The sequence below is a fragment of the Embleya sp. L77 genome (genome assembly GCF_055557415.1).
In genome coordinates this window covers 1,629,135-1,650,261 of record NZ_CM145710.1, presented here as the reverse complement: position 1 = coordinate 1,650,261, position 21,127 = coordinate 1,629,135, and the positions used below count along the sequence as shown (strand labels likewise).

Annotated in this window: 23 protein-coding genes and 2 pseudogenes; 14 read left to right on the top strand and 11 right to left on the bottom strand. The window is 72.1% G+C overall.

Annotation, left to right across the window (positions count from 1 at the left end):
- Positions 1-590 precede the first annotated feature (590 nt).
- The 3 genes and pseudogenes from ACZOOI_RS37110 to ACZOOI_RS37100 all read left to right on the top strand — a co-directional run bounded on the left by ACZOOI_RS37110 (position 591) and on the right by ACZOOI_RS37100 (position 1,228).
- Positions 591-722: a hypothetical protein gene (locus ACZOOI_RS37110; RefSeq protein ID WP_465283968.1), complete on the top strand. Its 132-nt coding sequence runs from the start codon at positions 591-593 to the stop codon at positions 720-722.
- Between the two features lie 15 nt (positions 723-737).
- Positions 738-1,037: pseudogene (locus ACZOOI_RS37105) on the top strand (methyltransferase); the annotation flags it as partial.
- 35 nt (positions 1,038-1,072) lie between these two features.
- On the top strand, positions 1,073-1,228 hold the full coding sequence (locus tag ACZOOI_RS37100; RefSeq protein WP_465283967.1) for a hypothetical protein: 156 nt from the start codon (positions 1,073-1,075) through the stop codon (positions 1,226-1,228).
- A gap of 209 nt (positions 1,229-1,437) precedes the next feature.
- Here the strand turns inward: ACZOOI_RS37100 and ACZOOI_RS37095 are convergent, their stop codons facing one another.
- Positions 1,438-2,436, bottom strand: a complete 999-nt coding sequence (locus ACZOOI_RS37095; protein ID WP_465283966.1) for a GlxA family transcriptional regulator — start codon at positions 2,434-2,436, stop codon at positions 1,438-1,440.
- A 655-nt stretch (positions 2,437-3,091) separates the two neighbouring features.
- On the opposite strand from ACZOOI_RS37095, the gene ACZOOI_RS37090 reads away from it, so the two are divergent.
- Positions 3,092-4,036, top strand: coding sequence for a GlxA family transcriptional regulator (locus ACZOOI_RS37090; protein ID WP_465283965.1), 945 nt, complete (start codon positions 3,092-3,094; stop codon positions 4,034-4,036).
- Between the two features lie 136 nt (positions 4,037-4,172).
- On the opposite strand, the gene ACZOOI_RS37085 is transcribed toward ACZOOI_RS37090, so the two are convergent.
- The gene (locus tag ACZOOI_RS37085; RefSeq protein WP_465284119.1) at positions 4,173-4,607 is read right to left on the bottom strand and encodes a TIGR03618 family F420-dependent PPOX class oxidoreductase; all 435 of its coding nucleotides are present in this window, start codon (positions 4,605-4,607) and stop codon (positions 4,173-4,175) included.
- A 413-nt stretch (positions 4,608-5,020) separates the two neighbouring features.
- On the opposite strand from ACZOOI_RS37085, the gene ACZOOI_RS37080 reads away from it, so the two are divergent.
- The 5 genes from ACZOOI_RS37080 (at position 5,021) to ACZOOI_RS37060 (ending at position 10,152) form a co-directional block, all read left to right on the top strand.
- Complete coding sequence (locus ACZOOI_RS37080; protein WP_465284118.1) at positions 5,021-5,356, top strand: winged helix-turn-helix transcriptional regulator; 336 nt, start codon at positions 5,021-5,023, stop codon at positions 5,354-5,356.
- Between the two features lie 85 nt (positions 5,357-5,441).
- Complete coding sequence (locus ACZOOI_RS37075) at positions 5,442-5,951, top strand: mycothiol transferase (protein ID WP_465283964.1); 510 nt, start codon at positions 5,442-5,444, stop codon at positions 5,949-5,951.
- 193 nt (positions 5,952-6,144) lie between these two features.
- Positions 6,145-6,816, top strand: a complete 672-nt coding sequence (locus ACZOOI_RS37070) for a class I SAM-dependent DNA methyltransferase (protein ID WP_465283963.1) — start codon at positions 6,145-6,147, stop codon at positions 6,814-6,816.
- A 381-nt stretch (positions 6,817-7,197) separates the two neighbouring features.
- Positions 7,198-9,243 carry an FUSC family protein gene (locus ACZOOI_RS37065; RefSeq protein ID WP_465283962.1) on the top strand — a complete coding sequence of 682 codons (2,046 nt, stop codon included), beginning with the start codon at positions 7,198-7,200 and terminating at the stop codon, positions 9,241-9,243.
- Positions 9,244-9,408: 165 nt separating this feature from the next.
- Positions 9,409-10,152: a Clp protease N-terminal domain-containing protein gene (locus tag ACZOOI_RS37060; protein ID WP_465283961.1), complete on the top strand. Its 744-nt coding sequence runs from the start codon at positions 9,409-9,411 to the stop codon at positions 10,150-10,152.
- 69 nt (positions 10,153-10,221) lie between these two features.
- Here ACZOOI_RS37060 and ACZOOI_RS37055 read toward each other — a convergent pair whose 3' ends face one another.
- Complete coding sequence (locus ACZOOI_RS37055) at positions 10,222-10,782, bottom strand: MOSC domain-containing protein (RefSeq protein WP_465283960.1); 561 nt, start codon at positions 10,780-10,782, stop codon at positions 10,222-10,224.
- A 472-nt stretch (positions 10,783-11,254) separates the two neighbouring features.
- On the opposite strand from ACZOOI_RS37055, the gene ACZOOI_RS37050 reads away from it, so the two are divergent.
- Complete coding sequence (locus tag ACZOOI_RS37050; protein WP_465283959.1) at positions 11,255-11,914, top strand: pentapeptide repeat-containing protein; 660 nt, start codon at positions 11,255-11,257, stop codon at positions 11,912-11,914.
- 172 nt (positions 11,915-12,086) lie between these two features.
- The gene (locus tag ACZOOI_RS37045; protein ID WP_465283958.1) at positions 12,087-12,869 is read left to right on the top strand and encodes an AAA family ATPase; all 783 of its coding nucleotides are present in this window, start codon (positions 12,087-12,089) and stop codon (positions 12,867-12,869) included.
- Positions 12,870-13,014: 145 nt separating this feature from the next.
- Here the strand turns inward: ACZOOI_RS37045 and ACZOOI_RS37040 are convergent, their stop codons facing one another.
- The gene (locus tag ACZOOI_RS37040; RefSeq protein WP_465283957.1) at positions 13,015-13,221 is read right to left on the bottom strand and encodes a hypothetical protein; all 207 of its coding nucleotides are present in this window, start codon (positions 13,219-13,221) and stop codon (positions 13,015-13,017) included.
- A gap of 344 nt (positions 13,222-13,565) precedes the next feature.
- On the opposite strand from ACZOOI_RS37040, the gene ACZOOI_RS37035 reads away from it, so the two are divergent.
- Positions 13,566-14,939, top strand: coding sequence for a glutamate decarboxylase (locus tag ACZOOI_RS37035; RefSeq protein ID WP_465283956.1), 1,374 nt, complete (start codon positions 13,566-13,568; stop codon positions 14,937-14,939).
- Positions 14,940-15,008: 69 nt separating this feature from the next.
- Here ACZOOI_RS37035 and ACZOOI_RS37030 read toward each other — a convergent pair whose 3' ends face one another.
- From ACZOOI_RS37030 to ACZOOI_RS37020, 3 genes are all read right to left on the bottom strand, one after another.
- Positions 15,009-15,602, bottom strand: a complete 594-nt coding sequence (locus tag ACZOOI_RS37030; protein ID WP_465283955.1) for a TIGR03086 family metal-binding protein — start codon at positions 15,600-15,602, stop codon at positions 15,009-15,011.
- Positions 15,603-15,791: 189 nt separating this feature from the next.
- Positions 15,792-16,133 (bottom strand): hypothetical protein, encoded by a 342-nt coding sequence (locus ACZOOI_RS37025; protein ID WP_465283954.1) that lies wholly within the window; start codon positions 16,131-16,133, stop codon positions 15,792-15,794.
- Entirely contained in the window at positions 16,130-16,693 is a 564-nt protein-coding gene (locus tag ACZOOI_RS37020) for a carboxymuconolactone decarboxylase family protein (protein WP_465283953.1), read from the bottom strand. The genes ACZOOI_RS37025 and ACZOOI_RS37020 overlap by 4 nt, the downstream gene beginning before the upstream one ends.
- Before the next feature lie 108 nt (positions 16,694-16,801).
- On the opposite strand from ACZOOI_RS37020, the gene ACZOOI_RS37015 reads away from it, so the two are divergent.
- Positions 16,802-17,359, top strand: a complete 558-nt coding sequence (locus ACZOOI_RS37015; protein WP_465283952.1) for a TetR/AcrR family transcriptional regulator — start codon at positions 16,802-16,804, stop codon at positions 17,357-17,359.
- A gap of 91 nt (positions 17,360-17,450) precedes the next feature.
- On the opposite strand, the gene ACZOOI_RS37010 is transcribed toward ACZOOI_RS37015, so the two are convergent.
- The gene (locus ACZOOI_RS37010; RefSeq protein WP_465284117.1) at positions 17,451-18,083 is read right to left on the bottom strand and encodes a CatB-related O-acetyltransferase; all 633 of its coding nucleotides are present in this window, start codon (positions 18,081-18,083) and stop codon (positions 17,451-17,453) included.
- A gap of 275 nt (positions 18,084-18,358) precedes the next feature.
- Positions 18,359-19,063 (bottom strand): MSMEG_1061 family FMN-dependent PPOX-type flavoprotein, encoded by a 705-nt coding sequence (locus ACZOOI_RS37005; RefSeq protein WP_465283951.1) that lies wholly within the window; start codon positions 19,061-19,063, stop codon positions 18,359-18,361.
- A gap of 181 nt (positions 19,064-19,244) precedes the next feature.
- Between ACZOOI_RS37005 and ACZOOI_RS37000 the strand changes: the two genes are divergently transcribed.
- Complete coding sequence (locus ACZOOI_RS37000) at positions 19,245-19,997, top strand: helical backbone metal receptor (protein WP_465283950.1); 753 nt, start codon at positions 19,245-19,247, stop codon at positions 19,995-19,997.
- Between the two features lie 321 nt (positions 19,998-20,318).
- Here ACZOOI_RS37000 and ACZOOI_RS36995 read toward each other — a convergent pair whose 3' ends face one another.
- Together ACZOOI_RS36995 and ACZOOI_RS36990 are read right to left on the bottom strand one after the other, a co-directional pair.
- Positions 20,319-20,654, bottom strand: a complete 336-nt coding sequence (locus ACZOOI_RS36995) for a MazG-like family protein (protein WP_465283949.1) — start codon at positions 20,652-20,654, stop codon at positions 20,319-20,321.
- A gap of 242 nt (positions 20,655-20,896) precedes the next feature.
- Positions 20,897-21,091 (bottom strand): annotated as a pseudogene (locus ACZOOI_RS36990) (IS630 family transposase); the annotation flags it as partial.
- Positions 21,092-21,127: the final 36 nt, after the last annotated feature.

Genomic DNA, 21,127 nt, shown 5'->3' with positions numbered 1-21,127 from the left:
GGGTCTGGATCGGGGCGGACCGGCACTTCCTGTGCCACCCCGTGGCCGGCGGTCGCCGGCGAGACGGTCGGCTCGGACGGCGTGGCCCGCTCGCCCGTCGACTGGGATCCGGCCATGCCGGCACTGCTTCGTACGAGCGCCGTGCTGCACCGCAGACCGCTGTTCGACCGGGACCCGCTGCCCTGTGGAGTACCGCGCACCACCTTGATCGGCGAGGCCGCATATCCGATGCTGCGGCATCAGGCGCAGGGCGCATGCCAGGCCATCGAGGATGCCGTGGTTCTCGCGACGCTGCCGGCCCACGCTGAACTCCTCGGCGTGGGCGAGGCGTTGCGTCGGTACGCCGAGCATCGGGCGGCACGCGTACAGCGCGAGTCCCGCGAGTATGGCGTTTTGATGCACCCGCCGGTGGGTGTCGAACTCCTGGCGGATCTGGGCCCCGAGGGTCTGCTCGATCTGGTGGCCGAGATCCGGACACACTCGTCGCGCTCTGACTGCTGGAGCGGCAGGCCGGACGCTACGCCAACACCCTCCACACGGGCCACTTCCTGGGCCGCGCCAAGCCCACCTACATCGGCGACGGCCTCGACATGGTCGGCGAGCGCCTGTACGGGTTCCGGGGTCGGCTCACCGAGGCGCTGCGCACCGGCGAGCCGCAGAACGAGGCCGGCTCGGAGGGTGCCGAAGCGAATCCGTTCGCGTGCATCCACCAGGACCCGTAACGGCGGCGGCAGTTCCAGCGCGCGATGTCGCAATCGTCTCGGCCGAGGATGCTTGCACTGGCCGAGCGCTTCCCGTGGGCCGACTACACCCGGATGGCGGACATCGGCCGTGGCGACGGCGAACTATTGTGCCGGCTCGCGACCCGGCACCCGCACCTGACCGGCATCGGCTTCGATCTGCCCGACAGCGCGGACGCGTTCGCGGAACGTGTCGGTGCGGCGGAGGTGCTCGGACGGATCGGCTTCCGATCGGGCGACTTCTTCACCGATCCGCTGCCGACCGCCGAGGTGCCGGTGTACAGGCACGTGCTGCACGACTGGGACGCGGCCGGGAACGCCTGCTGTTGGCCATGGCCTTCGCCGCGCTGGTCCCGTTCGAATCGTTCCTCGACGACGATCGACGGGAGAACGTATCCGGTCTGCTGCTGGGCCTGTTGGCAGAGGCGGGCTTCCAAGCTCCCGGGTCGAACCCCTGGCCGGTGCGGAGTCCATGGTGGTGGGCATGAAGTGAGGTGTCGGATCCGGGTGCTCGGTCCGCAGGGATGGTGGTCCGGCACGTCGCCGCCGGGCAGATCTCGACCTCGCCTGCTACGACGCCGCGGTGATCTCGCCCGTACCCCACCCGACCCGGCCGCCGCCTCCGTCCCGTGTGCCTCGCGCCGCTCCACCCGCGCCGTCGCGTTCCCGCCGGGCGTGTGCCGGGGCGTTCGGTTGTTCAGGTTGGTTCTGTGAGGTTGGTGACGAAGGTGCGGAAGGCGGTGCGGTAGGTGGTGGGGGTGGTGCCGGTCAGGCGTTGGAAGTGGTGGCGGAGGTTGGCGGGGGTGCCGAGGCCGGTGAGTGTGGCGATTCGTTCCACCGGGTCCTCGGTGCGTTCGAGGAGCCATTGGGCGCGTTGGATTCGGGTGCGCAGCAGGTACTGGAGTGGGGTGAGCCCGGTTTCGGCGCGGAAGCGACGGGTCAGGTTGCGTACGCCCAGGCCCGCGTGGGCGGCGATGTCGTCCAGCGTCAGCGGGTGCCGGAGGTTGGCCTCCATCCACCTGGTAGTGGGGGCGATGCTGCTGCCGGGCGGGGTGTAGGCGCTGCATGCCGCGTTTGTCGTGGAATGGCCCGCGAGGTCGGCGGTCGGGTCGTGGAGTTGCAGGAACAGTTGGCGCTCCGTCTCGATGGCCACTGCCAGGCCGTGGTCCAAGGTGATCAGATCGAGGCAGAGATCCACGCCCCCGAGGACGCCGGCGGCGCTGTGGAAGGGGCCGTCCGCGACCACCGAGCCCTCGGGGTCGACCTGGATCCGCGGGTGACGACGGGCCAGTTCCGCGGTGTTCCGGCGACTGGTCGCAGCGCGGCGGCCGTCGAGCAGACCGGTGGCCGCGAGCGTGAACGTCCCGGTGCCTACCGCACCGATCCGGCAGCCGCGCGCGGCGGCGGCACGAAGGGCGGCGACGATTTCCGGCGACGGGTCGTCCCGGAAACGGTCGTGTCCCGGCAGCAGCACCGTGTCCGAGTCGTCCAGGCTCGCCAATCCGTCCAGTCCCCAGGGGGTCTCGATGCGGAAGGATGCGAGGCCGCCCGTCGCCTCGAAGCCCGGAGCGGTGCAGATTCGCACGTCGTAGGCGACCGGCGGGTGATGCCGGGCGGCGGTGCCGAACGCGAGTCCGGGCGCGGTGAGCTGGTGCCCCGGGACCCCGTCGAGGACGAGGACGGCGATCACTGGCATGTCCGGAATCTAGCCGAGGATGACATCGGAACGGCTGTTTCCGTCCGTGGCGCGGCGCGGAGGATGGTTGGGACGAGGACGGCGGCGGACGAGGACGCACGCGGGAGGACGTCCGGCCCCGCGCCCGAAGAGCCGAGAACCGCGCCGGTGGCCCCCGTTCCGGGCCATCGGCGCGGTCCGCGGTCCGGCCCGGGACCGGCCCGGGACCGACCCGACGCGACCGACCCGACGCGATCCGGCCCGGGACCGACCCGGCCCGGCCCGACCCGATCCGGCCCGGGACCGACCCGGCCCGACCCGATCCGGCCTGGGACCGACTCGGCCCGGCCGACCCGACCCGGCCGGGCCGACTCGACCCGGCCCGGCCGTCCGGCCCCTGGCCCGGCGCGGTCGGCTCGTCCCAAGCGACCGCCGCACTCGGCCCCGCCCGAATCGACCGCCGCACTCGACCCCCGCCGCAACCAACCAACCCACCCACCCGCTGACCCGCCAACCGCCTCACCAACCAACCCACCCACCCGCGCGGCGGCGCGGCCCCGGCCTGATCCCCAACATGCCCTCCCGGCACCCCCCGGCCCGGCCTGATCCCCCGACGCGCCGCCCCCTTCACCGCCGCACCGGCGGATTCGAGGCTCGGCGGCGCTAGATTCCAGGTATGTCAGTGATCGCCGTCCTCGCCCTCGACGGGGTCCCGGGGCATCAACTCACCACCCCCGGCCTGGTGTTCGGGGCCGCCTGCCGCGACCACCCGGGCGTGGCGTACGAACTCAGGCTGTGCGGGGCGCCCGGCCTGCGGGCCACCGGTGCCCCGACCCCGCTGCGGATCGCCACGCCGTTCGGCCTCGACGGCCTCGCGGACGCGGACCTCGTACTGGTTCCCGGGCACGACGGCCATCGCGACGAGCCGCCGGCCGGCGTCCCGGCCGCGTTGCGTGCGGCGGCGGCGCGCGGGAGCCGAATCGCCGCCGTCGGCACCGGGACGTTCACCCTCGCCGCGTCCGGACTCCTCGACGGACGCCGCGCCACGACCGGATGGCGGTACCTGGAGGAACTGGCGGACCGGTATCCCCGAATCGAGGTGGACCCGCTCGGCACGGTGGTCGAGGACGGGCCGTTCCTGACGACGGCGGGCGTCTTCGGCGGCCTGGACCTCTGCCTGTACGTGCTGGGCAGCGACCACGGCCGGCGCGTGGCCGACGAGACCGGCCGCGAACTGATCACCCCGCTGCACACCTACGCCGACGACGTCCGGGACACCATCGACCGGGAAGTCACCGAAAGCGTGGGCCTCGAACCCACCCTGCGCTGGCTGGAAGCCAACCTGCACCACCCGCTGACCCTGGCCGACATCGCGGGCCACGCGCGGACCAGCGTCAGCAGCATCACCCGCCGCTTCCACGCCCACACCGGTCTCAGCCCGCTCCAGTACCTGCTTCGCGCCCGCCTCCACGAGGCCCGACGCCTGCTGACCGAAACGGACGTCCCGATCGAGCGCATCGCGGCCCGCACCGGATTCACCTCACCGGCCGCCCTGCGCCGGCACTTCCGCACCCTCACCGGCACCACCCCGCGCGCCTACCGCCGAGCGCATCGCGGCTAGTACCGCACGATCACCGACTACTGCCGACGCACCCACCACCGCCGACGCACCCACCACCACCCGACGCACCCACCACCGCCGACGCACCCACCACCTCCAAGTCACCCACCCGGCAAGGCACGGGGCAGGCGTCGGCTCATGCGCCCGGGATGTCCAGCGCGGTGCCGTACAGGCGACCGACGGCCAGTCGGATCACCACCCGGCGCTCCGCGACGGCGCCGGCGAAGAAGGTCGCCTCGTCGGCCGGGCGGAACTCGGCCGGGACCATGGCGAGCAGTTCGCGGCCCGTGGCGTCGCCGGGGACCGTGGTCGGCTCGGTGACCTCGGCGTCCCCCTCGGCGACCGCGAACGACCATACGTTGCCGCCCGACACGTGCAGCGCGGCGTTGGCGTTGCGCCGGACGTGGTGCGGCTTGGCGCGGTCGGCGGTGGTGGAGAAGCGGATCACCCGGGCGGCCGGATCCCAGGCGAACAGCATGTTGGACAGGTGCGGCCGACCGTCCCGCTTGATCGTCGCGAGCGTGCCGATGCGTTCGCGGGCCAGGATCTCCAGCACCTCGTCCTCGGTCAGCGGTCGGGGCGGGGGACCGGCCGGGGCTTCCTCGGCGGGGCCCGAGCCATCCGCGGGACCCGCGACACCCGCCTGATCCACGGGACCCACCGGACCTGCGGCACCTGCGACGCCCGCCTGATCCGCAGGATCCACGGGACCTGCAGGACCCGTCACGCCGGCTTCGTTCCGCGGGGTTTCGATGGCGTTCATGGTCTCTCGTCCTCACGCTCGGTGGTTGCTTCGTTGTTCGCTGAGCCGATTCTTTGTGACCATGGCGGTTCGCGTAAGGAGGCACCTTGACGTTCCGCAGTAACCACGATGTACCCGTCCAGGTCACAGAGGTTCCGGCCGCCGAAGATGCCGCGGAGGGCGACCGGGATCGGGAGCCCGAAGCCGACCCGAACCGGGTCACCTGGGCGAATGCGTGTCAGGTGGTCGGCACGCTCGACCACGTCGCGGGCAAATGGAGCATCGGCATCCTGGTGTCGGTCGCGGAGGGCCCGATCCGGTTCACCGAGTTGGAACGCGCCGTACCGGGGATCAGCCGACGCGTGCTCACCCTGAACCTGCGCCGACTGGAGCGCGACGGGCTGCTCACGCGCACCGTGTACCCGACCGTGCCGCCGAAGGTCGAGTACACGCTCACCGTCGTGGCGCGCGAGCTGACCGCGTCGCTCACCGGCCTGGTCCGCTGGGCCGAGCGACACGGCCCGACCATCGAGGCGGCCCGGCAGGTGTACGACCGGGAGCAGGCTGGGCAGGAGTAGCAGGGTCGAGGCGGCCGGGTGTGGCCGTCGGGTGGGCCGGCGCACCGGGTGTCGAGCGGACGAGCGGAACGAAACGAGGAGTTCGATGAACAGCGCGGAGCTACTGGTCGACGGGTTCGGCCGGGTGCGCGAGGTGGTGCACGAGGTGGTCGAGGGCCTGACCCCGGAGCAATCGGCCGAGCGGCTCGACGACGACGCGAATTCGATCGCCTGGCTGATCTGGCATCTGACCCGGGTCCAGGACGACCACGTCTCGGACGTCGCGGGCCTGGAACAGGTGTGGACGGCGCAGGACTGGCACGGCCGATTCGAACTGCCCTTCCCGGTCCGGGCGATCGGATACGGGCACGACACCAAGGCGGTGGCCGCCGTACGGGTGGCCTCGACGACACTGCTGACCGACTACTACGACGCGGTCCACGAGCAGACCATCTCCTTCGTACGCGGATTGTCGGCCGCCGACCTGGATCGGGTGGTGGACGAGGCCTGGACGCCGGCGGTGACCCTGGGCGTGCGGCTGGTCAGCGTGATCGCCGACGACCTCCAGCACGCGGGGCAGGCGGCGTTCATCCGGGGCATCCTGCTGCGCCGGTAGTGGGCGAAGCCGAGGCGAGCGAGGCCGGGAGGCATCGGCGTTCCGCCCCGGTCGGGCGTGTCCGCAGGGCGCATCCGCTCGCGATCCTGCTTCCACTTCAGCCTCCATTCCCGCGCTGACTCCCGCTCCGCCCGCACCCTCGCACCCCCGCACCCCCGTTCCGTGTTCCGCCGGCGAAAGGACGCCCCTCTCCATGAGCCCCGAATCCGCCTCGCACTCTCCGCTGGCACACGGTCCGGATTCCCCGGCCGCCGCCCTGTTCGATGCCGTCGGCGCCGGTTACGAGACCGCCTTTGCGGATTTGCCCGAGCAACAGGCCGCGTTGGACTGGCTGATCGCCGAACTCGGGCCCGGCTCGAAGGTGCTCGACATCGGGTCCGGGACCGGCCGCCCGACCGCCGAACGACTGGTGGCGGCCGGGCATCGGGTCACCGGCATCGACGTCTCGGCGACCATGGTCGAGCTGGCCCGGGAACGGGTGGCGGGTGCCACGTTCGAGCAGTTGGACGCACGTGATCTGGTCGACGACGACGGCGCGTGGGACGCGGTGTGTGCGTTCTTTTCGTTCCTTCAGCTGCCCAGGGCCGATCTGGACGCCCAACTCGACCGGCTCGGCGCGCGCCTTGCGCCCGGCGGCCTGCTCGCGTTCGCGACCGTGCCGGCCGAGGCGGACGGCGTGGAGATCGAATGGCTGGGCCACCGTGCGCGGGTGACCAGCCACGGTACCGAGGAACTGCTCGTGCGGTTGCGCGCGGCGGGCCTGGAGATCGTCCACCACGGGGTCAGCGTGTTCCAGCCGAACCACCCTACGGCCGGCCCCGAGGAGCAACTCTTCGTACACGCCCGCAAATCCGTGCTCGGCTGAGTAGGCCGCCACCCGCGCAGGCCGCGGCGGACCGGCTTCGCGACCACATGCGCAGTGGGCAGTGGGACCGGCTCCGCCCCCACCCGCGCAAGCCCGCAGGACCGGCTCCGCGCGCCCACACGCGCAGTCCGCATTGAGGCCGGCTCCGCGCCCACACGCGCAAGTCCGCCGTCGGCCGGCCGCCCGGTCCGCCGAGCGCTCCTCGACGGCCGCGAGTCGGCACCGGTCCGCATGGGCCGGCGCGGCGGTTCGCCCGGGCCGACCCGGGCCGGTCGTCGTTGCGTGGCAGGGGCTCGATAACGTGGTCCGCGAAGCGGAATGCCGTACTCGTCCGGCCCCGCGTGCCTTGTCCGTTCACCTCGCCTCGTTCGGAATCCTGTGATGACCATGACCGAACCCGAGGATCCGAGGGGCAGTGGCCGCCCCGACGGTGCGCACGATGCCGAGGCCGGCGCCGCCCGGTCGGGCCGGCTCGCGCCGCCCGAGTGGCTCACCCTGACGCTGCGAGCCAACCCCGGCCCGATGCCGAAGGCGGCTGCGGTGCGCGCCGCGATCGGTATCGCGGCGCCGCTCGCGGTCGGCGTGGCCGTCGGGGACAGCGCGTCCGGCGCGTTGGTGGCCATCGGTGCGCTCGGCGCGGTGTTCGGGGACACCGCCGATGCCTACCGGCTGCGCGTGCTCAACATCGCCGTACCGCAGATCGTCGGTGCGATCGGACTCGCACTCGGCAGTTGGCAGTTCGGACACGGTTGGTCCGCCGTCGCGATGTTGACGGCGGTCGCCCTGGTCGCCGGGATGATCAGCACGATCGGTGCGGTGGCCTCCGCGTCCGGCCTGAACCTGCTGCTGATGGCGGTGATCGGGGCGGGCCTGCCGATGCCGTCGCCGTGGTGGCGGGCGCCGATGTTGACCCTGCTGGGGACCGGGTTGGTGCTGGTGATGGCGCTGCTCGCATGGCCTGCGCGCGCACGCATTCCCGAACGGGTTGCGGTGGCCGACGCCTACGACGCCACCGCGGACATGTTGGCCGCGGCCGGCACCGCGGACTGGGAGACGGCTCGGGCCGAGGTGACGCTGTCCCTCAACCACGCGTACGACCTGCTGCTCGGCCGACGAGCGGTGGCCCCCGGGCGCAGTCGTGGCATGTCTCGCCTGGTGGCGCTGTTGAATTCGGTCGGTCTGCTGGTCGAGGCGGCCACCGCGGTACACGCCGAGGACCGGTCGGTGGGCGAGATCGAGGTGGCCACGGTGCGCGAGATCGCGGCGGGGATCCGCGCGGGTACGGTGCCCGCCGGCGCGCTGCCGCCGGCGGCGGTGACCGACCCGGCCGACCGCGCGGTCGCCGCCGCGATCGCGCACGCACGGGAGACGCTCGCCGGTGCCTACCGCGCCGCCGATCGGGTCGGCCGGCCCGGCGCGTTGCCCGAGCGGGTGGCCGCCGGCGCGCGCGACCTGCTGGTGTCGGCGGAGTCCTGGCGGTACGGGCTGCGGCTGACGTTGTGCATCGGGGTGGCCCAGGCGCTGGTGTCCACGGTGGACGTACCGCGCTCGTACTGGGTACCGCTGACCGTCACCTTCGTGCTCAAGCCCGACTTCGGCTCGGTCTTCTCCCGGGCGCTGCTGCGTGCGTTGGGCACCGCGGCGGGGCTGGTGGTCGCGGGGGTGATCCTGGAGTTCGTGCCGCGCGGCGGCTGGGAGGTGCCGGTCGTGCTCGTGCTCGCGGCGGCGCTGCCGATACTCTCCCGGCGCGGCTACGGCTATCAGACCGCGGTGATCACTCCGCTGATCCTGATCCTGTCGGACCTGCTCGGGCACCAGGGTGTCGGGCTGCTGGCGCCGCGTCTGGTGGACAGCCTGATCGGCTGCGCGATCGTGTTGGTCGCGGGCTATGTGTTGTGGCCGGAGAGCTGGCACACCCGGGTGGGGGCCCGGTTGGCCACCGCGGTCGAGGACACCGCGCGCTACATCGAGTGCGCCTTCGACGAGCAGAGCGATCAGGCCGCGCGGGCCCGGACCCGGCGGCGGATCTATCGGGATCTTTCCGACGTGCGTACCGAGTTCCAGCGTGCGCTGGGCGAGCCGCCGCCGGCCGGTGCCCGGGCCGCGGCGTGGTGGCCGCTGATCGTCGCGGTCGAGCGGGTGATCGACACCGGCACCGCGGCGGCGGTACGCACCGCGCACGGCGCGCCGCCGCCCTCGCCGGAGGCGGCCGCGCACATGGCCGCCGAACTGCGTGCGCTGGCGGCCTCGATGCGCACCGGCGAGTCGGCCGCCCGACCGGTGCGGCCGGCCGTCGCCGAGGATCCGCACGACGCACTCACCGACGTGCGCCGGGAGGTGCGCTCGGCCCGGACGATGCTGGACGGGCCGGCGGGGCCGGGGGAGGGGCAGGGCTCGACGGGGGCGACGGACGGGGCCCGGTCCTGACCGGCGCCGTGCTCGCTCGGCGTGAACCGCATGCGGAGCCGGTGCGGCGCCGGGCTCCGATTCGACCTGCGCAGATCCGTCGAACCCGGAGAAGGGGCATCGGGACATCGACACACTCGTCAACTTGTGGTTGACGAACCTAGATCGTCAACCTACGGTTGACGCATGGAGAATCCCGTGCGCATGACGAATCCGGTTCGGCTCGACGACCTGATCGAGACCATCAAGAAGACCCATTCCGACGCCCTCCACCAACTGTCCGACGCGGTGATCGTCTCGGACCACCTCGGCGAACTGGCCGACCACCTGATCGGGCACTTCGTGGACCAGGCACGCCGATCGGGGGCGTCCTGGAAGGACATCGGTACGAGCATGGGCGTGACCAAGCAGGCGGCACAGAAGCGCTTCGTCGCGAAGGGGTCCGGCGAGGCCGACCTCGATCCCAGTCAGGGCTTCGGCCGCTTCACCGACCGGGCCCGCAACGTGGTGATGGCGGCGCAGAACGAGGCCCGCGCGGCCGGCCACGCCGAGATCGGGCCGGCGCACCTGGTGCTGGGGCTGCTGGCGGAGCCCCAGGGGCTCGCCGTACGGGCCGTCGTCGCCCAGGGGGTGACCCCGGAGGCTGTGCGGGAGGCGGTGCTCGCCGTATTGCCCGCGCCGAGCGGCGACGTGCTGCCCGACCTGATCCCGTACGACTCGTCGGCGCGCAAGGTCCTGGAACTCACCTTCCGTGAGGCTCTGCGACTCGGCCACAACTACGTGGGCACCGAGCACCTCCTGCTCGCCCTGCTGGAGTTGGAGGACGGCACGGGGGTGCTCACCGGCCTGGGGATCGACAAGGCCGCCACCGACGAGTACCTCGTGGCCGAACTGGCCGCGATCATGGCGGAGCGCAAGCAACAGCCCTGACGTCGCCCGTCCCGGCGCTTCGGCCGGCAACTCCCGCCCGGCGTCGCCCGATGCGATCGGGGCGGCCGCTCAGACGCGTTCGAGTGCGCGGTGCGGCGGCGGGGGGAGTTCGACGCCGATCGGGTCGCCGGGGCGGAGGTCGCCGCCGGTTCGTACGACGGCCATGATGCCCGCCTTGCGGACGACCTTGCCTGCTTCGTCGCGGCCGACGACGGCCTTGAGCAGGCCGTTTCGGAAGGCGTTGATCTGGGGGCACGGGTTGCGCAGGCCGGTCACCTCGACCACCGCTTCGGCGCCCAGGTGCAGCAGGGTTCCGGTGGGGAGGCCGAGCAGGTCGATGCCGCGGGTGGTGACGTTCTCACCCAGTTCGCCCGCCGCGACGGTGAAGCCGGCGACGGCCAGTTCCTCGTGCAGTTCGGCGTGGATCAGGTGGACCTGGCGCAGGTTGGGTCGCGTGGGGTCGACGGCGACGCGGGAGCGGTGCTGCACGGTGACGCCGAGGTGCGCGTCACCCTCGACGCCGAGCCCGGCGAGCAGGCGGATACTGCCCTGGTTCGGCTTTGTGAACAGATGCTCCGAGCTTCGACTCACCGCCGTCACCGTACCGTTCACGACCACCCACCACTCCATGGTATCGATTCGATACTCACTACCCTATGGCATCGCCACCGTCCGGATCGGGCCCGGTGCGCGAGAAGCGGCGAGTGCCGAATGGGGTCCGACCGCAGAATGCTTTTCAGGGAATCCGGCGCGAGGGTCGGGCGCGGGGCCGCCCGCCGGCACGTCGGCGGGCAACGGGCCTGGTGGGACGCCCGATCGGCGGATGAAAGGGGCTCCGCGGACCGAGAATCCCAGTCCCGATGACGTCGAGTGACAAAGATTACAGGTGCCGTTTCGCTGACGAATACGGCGATTTGTCGCCCCGATCGTGCCGTGCATGCGGCCATCGCGTGGACCCCCTTCCGCGCCTCCACCGATTCGGCGAAACGTCGTGCCGGGCGATAGGCATGGGGCACTTCCCCCGCTGCGCCGACCGGTTCCCGGTCTCGGGCGGGGTGCCCAACGGGACCCGGTCCCGTCGATGCGTCCGTGGAGGATCCCGATGCCTGCCCGCAGCCCCCGTGAACTGGCCCAACTGCCGTACGCACACCGGCTCGTGGCCTTCGACGGCGATCTCGACCGGGACGGCGACCACGAGTTCGCGCACTTCGACGGCGATGCGTTCGCGGAGGTGGAGGCCGGCGGGTCCGCCTTCACCTCGTCGGCCTTCTCGACGGTGACGTTCACCGGAGGCCGGTATCGACGTTCCCGCTTCGACGACGTGTGGCTGCACAGCGTGCGCGTCGTGGGGGCCGACCTCGTGGAGACGTCCTGGATGGACACCGAATTCGCCGCCTGCGTGCTGGCCGGGATCGAGGCATTCGGCGCCACGATGCGGCGAGTGGTCTTCCACCACTGCAAGTTCGACTCGGTCAACCTGCGCAAGACCAAGCTTCGGGAGGTCGCCTTCGTGGACTGCCTGCTGCGCGACCTGGACCTGGCCGGCGCGACGCTGACCGACGTGTCCTTCCCGGGTTCGACCCTGGAGCGGATCCGGCTCGACAACGCGCGGCTGAGCCGGGTCGACCTGCGCGAGGCGGGCGCCCTGGACATCGCCTCCGGGCTCGACGCCCTGCGCGGCGCGACCATCGACAGCGCCCAACTCCTGGACCTGGCCCCGGCCCTCGCCCACCTCCTCGGCCTGATCGTCGAGGACCGCTGACCCCGCGCGACCGGCACCCGTTGTACGGACCACCGCGCGCTCGGCCGAGTCGACCGGCGACCGGATCGTCGTGTCGGGGACGGCGGGCGTCGACGATGATTATCGTTGGCAGCCCCGACCGCCCCGCAGGCGGTGCGACCTGTGAGGATGTGCGCTTGTGGGGGAGCCGACAGTGGGCGGGACGCAGGGCCCGGACCGGACGGATGCCGAGCAGGACCCGGCGGCCGACTCCGGCCTGCCGCTGCATCCGCGCGGCATCGTCGACCTGCGCGGGCGCGAGCGCGGGCCCGCCGTGTTGGGCTATCCGACCGGTGCCGTCGTGGTGGTCTCCGGGTTGCCCGGCAGCGGCAAGAGCACGCTGCTCGACCGCTGGTCCCGATCGGCGACGGTGATCGACCCGCGCACGGCGCACGTCGAGTATCAGGCCCGGATGCCCCGATGGTTGCCGTACGCGGTGTACCGCCCGTGGGTGCGGCTGCAACACGTGCGGCGGCTGCGCGCGCACGTGCGCGACGGGGGACCGGTACTGGTGCACGACTGCGGCAGTCGGCCGTGGATGCGCCGCTGGTTGGCCCGCTCCGCCGGCAGGCAGCGCCGCGAACTGCACCTGGTACTGCTCGCGGTGGACGCGGCCGACGCGTTGGCCGGCCAGGAGAAGCGCGGGCGCTGGGTTCCCGGACGGGTCTTCGACCGACACCGGCGCGGCCTCGCCCAATTGTTGCTGGCGCTGTCCGTACAGGGCGGTGCGGTGGTGCCGGAGGCGGCCTCCGTCGTACTGCTCGACCGCACCCTGCGCGAACACGTCGTCGCCCTGGAGTTCGGCCCGGGTCGGGCCCCGCGTTCGCTGCCGCAGCCGCTGCCGGAGCCCACCGAACCGCCGCCGATCCTGCCCACCGGCCCCACCGCGCGCCTGATCGCCCGACGCGACCCGCGCACGCCCGAACCGACGCCTTGACGGTCCCGCGCACGCCCGAACCGACGCCTTGACGGTCCCGCGCCCGCCCGGGCCGGCGCCGCGGCCCGGGCGGGCACGCTCACCTGCACGCCGGCCAGGCGCACCCGGTGGATCCGGCTCGTCGCGTACGGCATGACCACGCCGCTCACCGCGCCAACAGGTGCAGGTGCCGGTGCATGTCGCCGACCTCGATCACCGCGAGGGTGCTCACCGCCGCCGCACCCACCCGCTCGGCCCGACGCACCTTCGCCTGCGCCCGCCGCGCGCGCCACGCGGACTGCCGCACCCGGACCCGCTCGGCGTCGGCGAGGATCTCGCGCTCACGTGCCTTGAACAACTCGTACTCGACCATGACCGGCTCCCGTTCTCCCGAGCCGGTGGTCCCGGCCCGTGATCACAGCCTCACGGCCCAGTGGGCCCCCCGACATCGGGCGGATGCCGCATCCCTCCGAACAGTTCCGGCCGGCGGGTGCCTAAGTGCGCCCGGGTATCCCTAGGCATGGCCCGGCGATCCCTAGGCATCCTTGCGAACGCTCCCGGACATCGCCGGCAACGGCGGGTGAGCCGAGGTCCCGTGCAGGCGTCCGCGTACCGGCGGAGCGGGTCGGCCCACCCTTTCGGTCCGCCCCGGTTGTGCCGCCTCGTCCGCCCGTCGAGCGTGGAGGGATACGGCACATCGCAACGAAGGGTCGGTTCATGTCGCAGGAGCACGTCGTCGCGGTGAATCCGATCTTCGCCCGTCCCGGCGAGGCCGTCGCCGTCGAGCGTTACCGGATGCCGATCGGCGAGATGTTGCCGGAGACCGCCTATCGGATCGTGCACGACGAGATGATGCTCGACGGGAACGCCCGGCAGAATCTGGCCACGTTCGTCGGCACCTGGATGGACGACCACGCGGCCCGGCTGTACGCCGAGTCGGTCGACAAGAACATGATCGACAAGGACGAGTACCCGCACACCGCGACCGTCGAGGACCGCTGCTGGAAGATGCTGGCCGAACTGTGGAACGCGCCCGACCCGCAGCACACGATCGGCACCTCCACGATCGGCTCGTCCGAGGCCTGCATGCTCGCCGGGCTCGCCTTCAAGCGCCGCTGGCAGCACGCCCGCCGCGCGGCGGGCAAGCCCACCGACCGGCCGAACCTGGTGATGAGCTCGGCCGTCCAGGTGGTGTGGGAGAAGTTCTGCAACTACTGGGACGTCGAGGCCCGCCTGGTGCCGATCAGCGAGGAGCATCGCACGCTGGACGGCCACGACCTGGACGCCTACGTGGACGAGAACACGATCGGCGTGGTCGCGATCATGGGCGTCACCTACACCGGCGACTACGAGCCGGTGGGCGAGATCGCCCGGGCCCTGGACAAGATCCAGCGCGACACCGGATTGGATGTGCCGATCCACGTCGACGGCGCCTCCGGCGCGATGATCGCGCCCTTCCTGCACTCCGACCTGGAGTGGGACTTCCGGTTGGAGCGGGTGCACTCGATCAACACGTCGGGGCACAAGTACGGGTTGGTCTACCCGGGCCTGGGCTGGGTGGTGTGGCGCAGCGCGGACCTGCTTCCGGAGGACCTGATCTTCCGGGTCAGCTACCTCGGCGGCGTCACCCCGAGCCTGGCGCTGAACTTCTCCCGTCCCGGCGCACAGGTTCTGCTCCAGTACTACCAATTCCTGCGCCTGGGCCGCAGCGGCTACCACGCCGTGCAGCAGTCCTCCCAGGACGTGGCCCATCGGCTCGCCGCCGGGATCGACGCGATGGACGCGTTCGAACTGTGGAGCGACGGCTCGGACATCCCGGTGTTCGCGTGGCGGCTCAAGGCCGGTCACACCGAGAACTGGAACCTGTACGACCTGTCCGACCGGCTGCGGATGAAGGGCTGGCAGGTGCCGGCCTATCCGATGCCCGACAACCTCGCCGACGTGACCGTGCAGCGGATCGTGGTCCGCAACGGCCTCGGCATGGACCTGGCCCGCGACCTCCTCGACGACATCGACGAGGAGGTCGCCTTCCTGGACCGCCTCACCGGCCCGATGCCGACCGAGGGCCGGGCACCGGGCTTCCACCACTGAGCCCACCGGGCCTCCTCCACGAGGACCCCGGTCGGGTACGCGGCACCGACGCCGCCGGCCCCGGGCGGGTCAATCCGTCGACGGTTGCCAGGTCGGCGGCCGGCCGGCCAGGGCCACCACCCGGTCGAGCAGCGGGGCGTCGCCCGGTACCGGTACCGGGGGGTCGAACAGGCCCTGCTCGTCGGGAGAGTCCTCGGCATCCGGCAACGGGGTCAGGAACGCCAGCGACGTTTCCAGGTTCGCCGGGTTCACCGTGTAATCCCGGCCCAGGGCGCGGGCCAGATCCCAACCGTGCAGCACGAGTTCGTTGTGGGCGACCAGCCCCATCACCTCGGCCGGCAGGGTCACCCCACCGGCTCGGGTGATGCCCTGCCACGCGCTCGGCTCGTGCCAGCCGGCCACCAACTCGTCCAGCTGCCGGGGCAGGATCATCCGCCAGTCCGGATCCAGCGGGGGCATCGGGCCGCCGGGGGCGGTGTCGGTCAGCGGGCCGAACTCCTTGCGCCCCGCGGCGCGGAACGCGGCGGTCAGGCCGACCAGGTGGGAGAGCAGATCGCGGACCGTGTAGTCCGTACACGGGGTCGGATCGTCGAGCCGGGAGTCGTCGAGCCCGGCCACGAGTCCGGCGATGGCCGCGGCGGGCGGTTGCAGGTCCGGTGTCATGGGGTGACTCCTTGTGCGTCGTCGTTCGAGTCCATGAAGGGTGGACCGGAGCGGCCGGGAAAACTCATCGCGACTACCCGACCCCGACGGCGCGCATGCCGGACGCGGTCTCGGCCGGGCGCGTCGGCCGTACCCCCGTACCGGCCGGCGCGCCCGGGTCCATTCACCGCGCGACGTGCTCCGCGCGGTTCACCGGGCGACGTGCTCCGCACGGTAGGTGATCAGCCGTACGGCCGGCGCCGAGACGACCTGGACGACTCCGGTACCGGGGATGTCGAGGTGTGCGAAACCGCCCTCGATGGCGACCCGGGCGGCCGGCACCGACCCGGTGGGTGTGCCGTCCGCGCCGATCACCGAGTAGTGGTCGACGAGTTCGACGGACGCGTCGTGCCAGGTGCGAGTCATGCCTGTTGCTCCGATCGTGGTCGTGCTTCCGGCCGGGGCGGCGCCTCGGCCGTGGGTCGTACCTCCGGTCGTGCGCGCGACGGCGTTCGCGGCCGCGCCCGGGACCGTCTCCGTGGCTCCGGTCATGCGCGCACCTCCGGGAAGTCCAGCTCCGGGCGGGCGAGGTGGTTGTAGTAGTTGGACAGCGTGTTCAGGGCGATGTGCGCGACGATCTCGGCCTGCTCGGCGTCGGTGACGCCGGCCGCGCGGGCCGCCGCCCGGTCCGCGTCGGAGACCCGGCCGCGGGTGCGCACGACGGCGCGGGCCAGGCCCAGGATCGCGTCGGTGTGCGGGTCCGCGTCGTGCCCGTCGCGGGTGGCCAGGAGTTGTTCCTCGGTCAGCCCGATCAGGCCACCGCGCAGCGAGTGCGCGCTGACGCAGTAGGTGCACTCGTTCTCCTGCGCGATCAGCAAAGCGAGTTGCTCGCGCAGGCGCGGGCGCAGGACACCCCGGGTGAGGTGGTCGCGCATCGCGAGGTAGCCCTCCAGGGCGGCCGGGCCGCTCGCGAGCGCCGCGTACAGGTTCGGCACCCGGCCGAGCTGCTTGGCGACCCGGGCGAGGAGTTCCTCGGTGTCGGCCGTTTCGGGCCCCTCGGGCTTGGTGTGGTCGGCTGCCGGAGCGCCGGCCGGGGTGGGTGTGGACGACATGCGGGCCCCCGTGGGTCTGGAGCGGATCAGAAACGGTACCGATCGGTGCCGTTTTGCAGACGGTACTGATCAGTACCGTTTTTGGTCAAGGGGAGTTAGGATCCGAACGTGCCTGTCAAAGCCCGAGACCGTCTGCTCGCCACCGCCGAGGAACTCTTCTACGCGGAGGGGATCCGCGCCGTCGGCATCGAACGCATCCTGGCCGAGTCGGGCGTCGGCCGCGCGTCGTTGTATCGGCACTTCCCGAGCAAGGACGACCTCGTGGTCGCCGTCCTGGAGGCTCGCGACCGGCGCTGGCGGAGTTGGCTCGCGGAGCGGGTCGAGGCGCTGGGCGGCCACCCGCTCGCCGTCTTCGACGCACTGGCCGAGCGGTTCGCGCACAACGACTACCGGGGCTGCGCGTTCATCAACACGATGGTCGAGTCCGCCGACCCGGACAGTCCCGCGCACCGGGTCGCGGCGGCTCACAAGGAAAGCGTGGTCGCCTACCTCGAACAACTCCTGAGCACCGCCGAGGTGGCCGAACCCGCCCTACAGGCACGGCAGTTCGCCCTCCTGATGGACGGCGCCATCGTCACCGCGCTGCGCGAGCGCACCCCCGCCCCGGCCGCCCGGGCCCGCCGGCTGGCGGAAACCCTCCTCGCGGCCGGCGACCCCGGGCACTGAGCTTTCCGCGCCGTGCCCGCGCCCGTGCGTGTGTTTCCGTGGCCGTGCTTCGCGCGCGGCACCGTCTGTCGGCGCCGCGCCGCGTGCCTTGCTACCGCTCGCCCGCGTCGTCCGTGTCGCCCGCGTCGGGGGCGACCGCGGCCAGGTCGGCGACCGTGCCGGACATGATGGTGCGCAGGTGGCGGGTGATGTGCTCGATGGGCCAGTCCCACCAGGCCAGTTCGAGCAGGCGGGCGATGTCCGCCGGTTCGTACCGGGCGCGGATCGGGCGGGCCGGGTTGCCGCCGACGATGGTGTAGTCGGGGACGTCGTCCACCACCACCGCGCCGGAGGCGACGATCGCGCCGTTGCCGATCCGGACACCGGGCATCACGGTGGACCGATAGCCGAACCACACGTCGTTGCCGACCACCGTGTCCCCGCGACCCGGAAGCCCGGTGATCAGGTCGAAGTGCTCGGCCCAGGATCCGCCCATGATCGGGAACGGAAAGGTCGAGGGCCCGTCCATGCGATGGTTGGCCCCGTTCATGATGAACCGGACGCCCTCGCCCAACGCGCAGAACCGGCCGATCACCAGCCGCTCCGGGCCGTAGTGGTAGAGCACGTTGCGGGTCTCGAACGCGGTGGGATCGTCCGGGTCGTCGTAGTACGAGAATTCGCCGACGTCGATCAGCGGCGAGGTCACCAGCGGCTTGAGCAGGACCACGCGCGACTGCCCCGGCATCGGATGCAGCAGGGTGGGGTCGGCGGGCGGCAAGGCATCCACGGGGGCGTACTCCAGGGATCTCGCGGGGTTTTGCGGGACGTTGCTCGGTGAGTCGGATCGGGCGGGTCGGATCGGGTGGGTCGGCAGGTCGCCGGGTCGCCGGGTCGCCGGGTCGGCGGGTCGGCGGATCGACGGGGCTTCGGGGCGTCGGCCGGAACGGAGGTCGGATTTCCCGGTTTCGGCCGTTGCCAACCCCCGACGCCGGCCGGTCGTCCTGCCCCCGGCACTGCGGGCTATTCGTAGCGGTACTTGAGCGAGTCGGCCTCCGCCTGCCGGATGTCCTCGATGGTCAACCCGGGCATCCGCAGTTGGGCCAGGGTCACCTCGGCCGAACTCGGCTGCGCGTCGGCGGGCAGCCAACCCTCCGGCTTCCAGGCCGAACTGCGCAGCAGGGCCTTGGGGCAGTGCGGGTAGACCTCGTCCAGCTCGACCACGAGGGCGCTCACCGGCGGCTTGCCCACGGCGGTCAACCGCGTCAGCAACTCGGGTCGCGCGGACACGCATGCGCGGCCGTTGGCGCGCAGCGTCGTGGTCCGGCCCGGGATCACGAACAGCAGCCCGACCCGGCCGGTCTCCAGCACATTGCGCAGCGTGTCCAGGCGCTTGTTGCCGGTGGCGTCGGGGATGGCCAGGGTGCGGTCGTCCAGCACGGTGACGAAGCCGGCCGGCCCGCCGCGCGGGGTCACGTCGCAGCGGCCCTGCGCGTCCGCGCTGGCCACGAAGACCAGCGACGCGCAGCCGACCAGCGCCCGGGTCTTCTCGGTGAGTCGGTCCATCTCCTTGGCGGCCGCCGCCGCGCCGGGTTGTTCGTAGAGTTCGCGCAGCCCCGTGAGGTCGGTTATCGCGTCCGCCCGCAATGCGTCGAACAGACCGGTGCCGACGTGGCCGTCGGTGTCGCCGGCACTGCCCGAGGCGCCATTTTCCGTGCTCGTGGTCATGCAGCCACCCTAGGAGACACCTTGATCGCCAACGAAGACCAGGCCCGCCCGCACCCGACATCGGCGGCGGTACGGATCGCGGCCGACGGCGTCGGGATGCGGTTGCGCGGCCCGGCGGGCCCGGACGCAGTGCGCGCCGCCCGCGGGATCGCCGGCCGCGTTCGAGCCGTAGGGTCGGGCCATGCGTGACGATCTCGACCTCACCGTGCCCGTGCCGGCCGACGTGCGCCGGGTGGTCTCGCTCGTCCCCTCGCTCACCGAGGCGGTCGCGGCGAGTGCGCCCGGTCTGCTGGTCGGTGCCACCGACTGGTGCTCGCATCCCGCCGAACTGGACGTGGTCCGGGTCCGCGGCACCAAGAATCCCGACCTGGACAAGATCCGTGCGCTCGCCCCGGACCTGGTCCTGGCCAACGAGGAGGAGAACCGCGCCGTCGATCTGGCCGCGCTGCGTGCGGCCGGAATCGCCGTCTGGGTGACCCGGGTTCGCGGTCTGGACGAGGCGTTCACGGCGTTGGAGCGCATGCTCGTGCACGGTTGCCGGCTGCCCGCCCCGCCCTGGCTGGACCGGTGCCGGGCCGCACGGGCCGCGGTACCGCCGGCTCGACCGCGGCGCGCGATCATCCCGGTGTGGCGCCGACCGTGGATGGCGGCCGGCCGGGACACCTTCGCCGCCGATGTGCTCTCCCGGTTCGCCGTCGAGAACGTGCTCGCGACGCACGCGGAGCGCTGGCCCAAGCTATCCCTGGACGAACTCCTGGCCACCGAACCGGACTTGGTGGTCCTACCGGACGAGCCCTACGCATTCGGCGCCGAGGACGGCCCCGAGGCGTTCCCGGACATCCCGACCGCGCTCGTCAGCGGACGCCACCTCACCTGGTACGGCCCATCCCTCGCCGAGGCCCCCACAGTGCTGGGCGCGCAACTGGGCCTCTGACCACACCCGGATCGGCACGGGCCCGTGCGCCCATGGGTGCACGGGCGGGAGAACCTTCGAACAAGGCAAAGGGCCCCGTGCCACACATGGCACCGAGCTCTGCTCAGCGGGCCGACCACAGCTTTGCGGAGCACGGCCACCCGCCGGCCACCCCACCCCGAAAAGGGCGGGCGCTTTGACGCGCATCGGCGATGGCCGAAACACGCCCGTCCCGGTTCAACGGGCGACCCGAGCAAACGTCACGCTCAGTTGAACGAGACCCGGCAGGGCACCCCCTGCCTCATCGCCCGGGCCAATCCGTTCCCTCTCGCGCTCAGGGCCCTACACAGGTCCGGAGGACGGCGAGAGCACGCGATCCACGAGCCCGTCGAGCCGCTCGTCGAAGACCTTCCGCGCATCGGGGGTGAGCGTCGCGAGCGCCACCAGCGTCGTCACCGCGACGTCCACCAGTTCCTTCCGCACGTCATCCCACGAGTGCGACGCGCCCTTGCGGGGGTTCGCGGCGAGAGCGCCATGCAGGGCCTCGGAGACCTCCCCGTACTCCTCGCCGATCTTGAGTACGCGCAGCAGCGTGCGTTCCCGCTCGGTCTGCTCGCCGGCGTTCTCGTCCAGCCAGTCACGAAGCCGGTCGATCTGCTTCCAGGTGTTCGCGTTCATTTACTTCTCCCACGGTCGTACAGGTGTCAGAGCAGGGCGGCCACGGGCTCCTCGGCCCGCGTCGGGTCGGTCACCGACAGCGGCACCGATGCGGTGACGGCCGGCTGCACCGTCAGCGCCGAGTGGCCGGTCAGCCGGCCCGGGCCGTTGCGTGGCTCGTGGACGTACGAGCAGCCGAGCAGCGCGCCGCCCAGGCCGGCCGAGACGTGCGCATGGTCGTAGCGGTATGCGTCATTTTGTGCATCGCGAACCCGGTCATCGCTCGTGAACGACACCTCGGCGAGCTTCGTCACCGGCATGCCCTGCGCGGACAGCAGGACCATCCGGGCCCGCCGCCGGGTCACCACCGATCCGGTGCCCCTGCGGATGATCCGCAGAAGCCGCCTGCCTTCGTCATCGTCGATCTCACGGACACGTACTCGTTCTGCCGCCCGCACAGCCTCACGGCAACACGTCGCACGGAACAGGACCCG

Excerpts from the sequence above, each read along its gene's own strand:
- ACZOOI_RS37065 (WP_465283962.1), top strand. The coding sequence starts at position 7,198 with ATGACCATGACCGAACCCGAGGATCCGAGGGGCAGTGGCCGCCCCGAC.
- ACZOOI_RS37095 (WP_465283966.1), bottom strand. The coding sequence starts at position 2,436 with ATGCCAGTGATCGCCGTCCTCGTCCTCGACGGGGTCCCGGGGCACCAG.
- ACZOOI_RS37000 (WP_465283950.1), top strand. The coding sequence starts at position 19,245 with ATGCGTGACGATCTCGACCTCACCGTGCCCGTGCCGGCCGACGTGCGC.
- ACZOOI_RS37005 (WP_465283951.1), bottom strand. The coding sequence starts at position 19,063 with ATGACCACGAGCACGGAAAATGGCGCCTCGGGCAGTGCCGGCGACACC.
- ACZOOI_RS37030 (WP_465283955.1), bottom strand. The coding sequence starts at position 15,602 with ATGACACCGGACCTGCAACCGCCCGCCGCGGCCATCGCCGGACTCGTG.
- ACZOOI_RS37070 (WP_465283963.1), top strand. The coding sequence starts at position 6,145 with ATGAGCCCCGAATCCGCCTCGCACTCTCCGCTGGCACACGGTCCGGAT.
- ACZOOI_RS37035 (WP_465283956.1), top strand. The coding sequence starts at position 13,566 with ATGTCGCAGGAGCACGTCGTCGCGGTGAATCCGATCTTCGCCCGTCCC.
- ACZOOI_RS37020 (WP_465283953.1), bottom strand. The coding sequence starts at position 16,693 with ATGTCGTCCACACCCACCCCGGCCGGCGCTCCGGCAGCCGACCACACC.
- ACZOOI_RS37060 (WP_465283961.1), top strand. The coding sequence starts at position 9,409 with ATGGAGAATCCCGTGCGCATGACGAATCCGGTTCGGCTCGACGACCTG.
- ACZOOI_RS37050 (WP_465283959.1), top strand. The coding sequence starts at position 11,255 with ATGCCTGCCCGCAGCCCCCGTGAACTGGCCCAACTGCCGTACGCACAC.
- ACZOOI_RS37110 (WP_465283968.1), top strand. The coding sequence starts at position 591 with ATGGTCGGCGAGCGCCTGTACGGGTTCCGGGGTCGGCTCACCGAGGCG.
- ACZOOI_RS37055 (WP_465283960.1), bottom strand. The coding sequence starts at position 10,782 with ATGGAGTGGTGGGTGGTCGTGAACGGTACGGTGACGGCGGTGAGTCGA.
- ACZOOI_RS37025 (WP_465283954.1), bottom strand. The coding sequence starts at position 16,133 with ATGACCGGAGCCACGGAGACGGTCCCGGGCGCGGCCGCGAACGCCGTC.
- ACZOOI_RS37100 (WP_465283967.1), top strand. The coding sequence starts at position 1,073 with ATGGCCTTCGCCGCGCTGGTCCCGTTCGAATCGTTCCTCGACGACGAT.
- ACZOOI_RS37090 (WP_465283965.1), top strand. The coding sequence starts at position 3,092 with ATGTCAGTGATCGCCGTCCTCGCCCTCGACGGGGTCCCGGGGCATCAA.
- ACZOOI_RS37010 (WP_465284117.1), bottom strand. The coding sequence starts at position 18,083 with ATGCCGGGGCAGTCGCGCGTGGTCCTGCTCAAGCCGCTGGTGACCTCG.
- ACZOOI_RS36995 (WP_465283949.1), bottom strand. The coding sequence starts at position 20,654 with ATGAACGCGAACACCTGGAAGCAGATCGACCGGCTTCGTGACTGGCTG.
- ACZOOI_RS37040 (WP_465283957.1), bottom strand. The coding sequence starts at position 13,221 with ATGGTCGAGTACGAGTTGTTCAAGGCACGTGAGCGCGAGATCCTCGCC.
- ACZOOI_RS37075 (WP_465283964.1), top strand. The coding sequence starts at position 5,442 with ATGAACAGCGCGGAGCTACTGGTCGACGGGTTCGGCCGGGTGCGCGAG.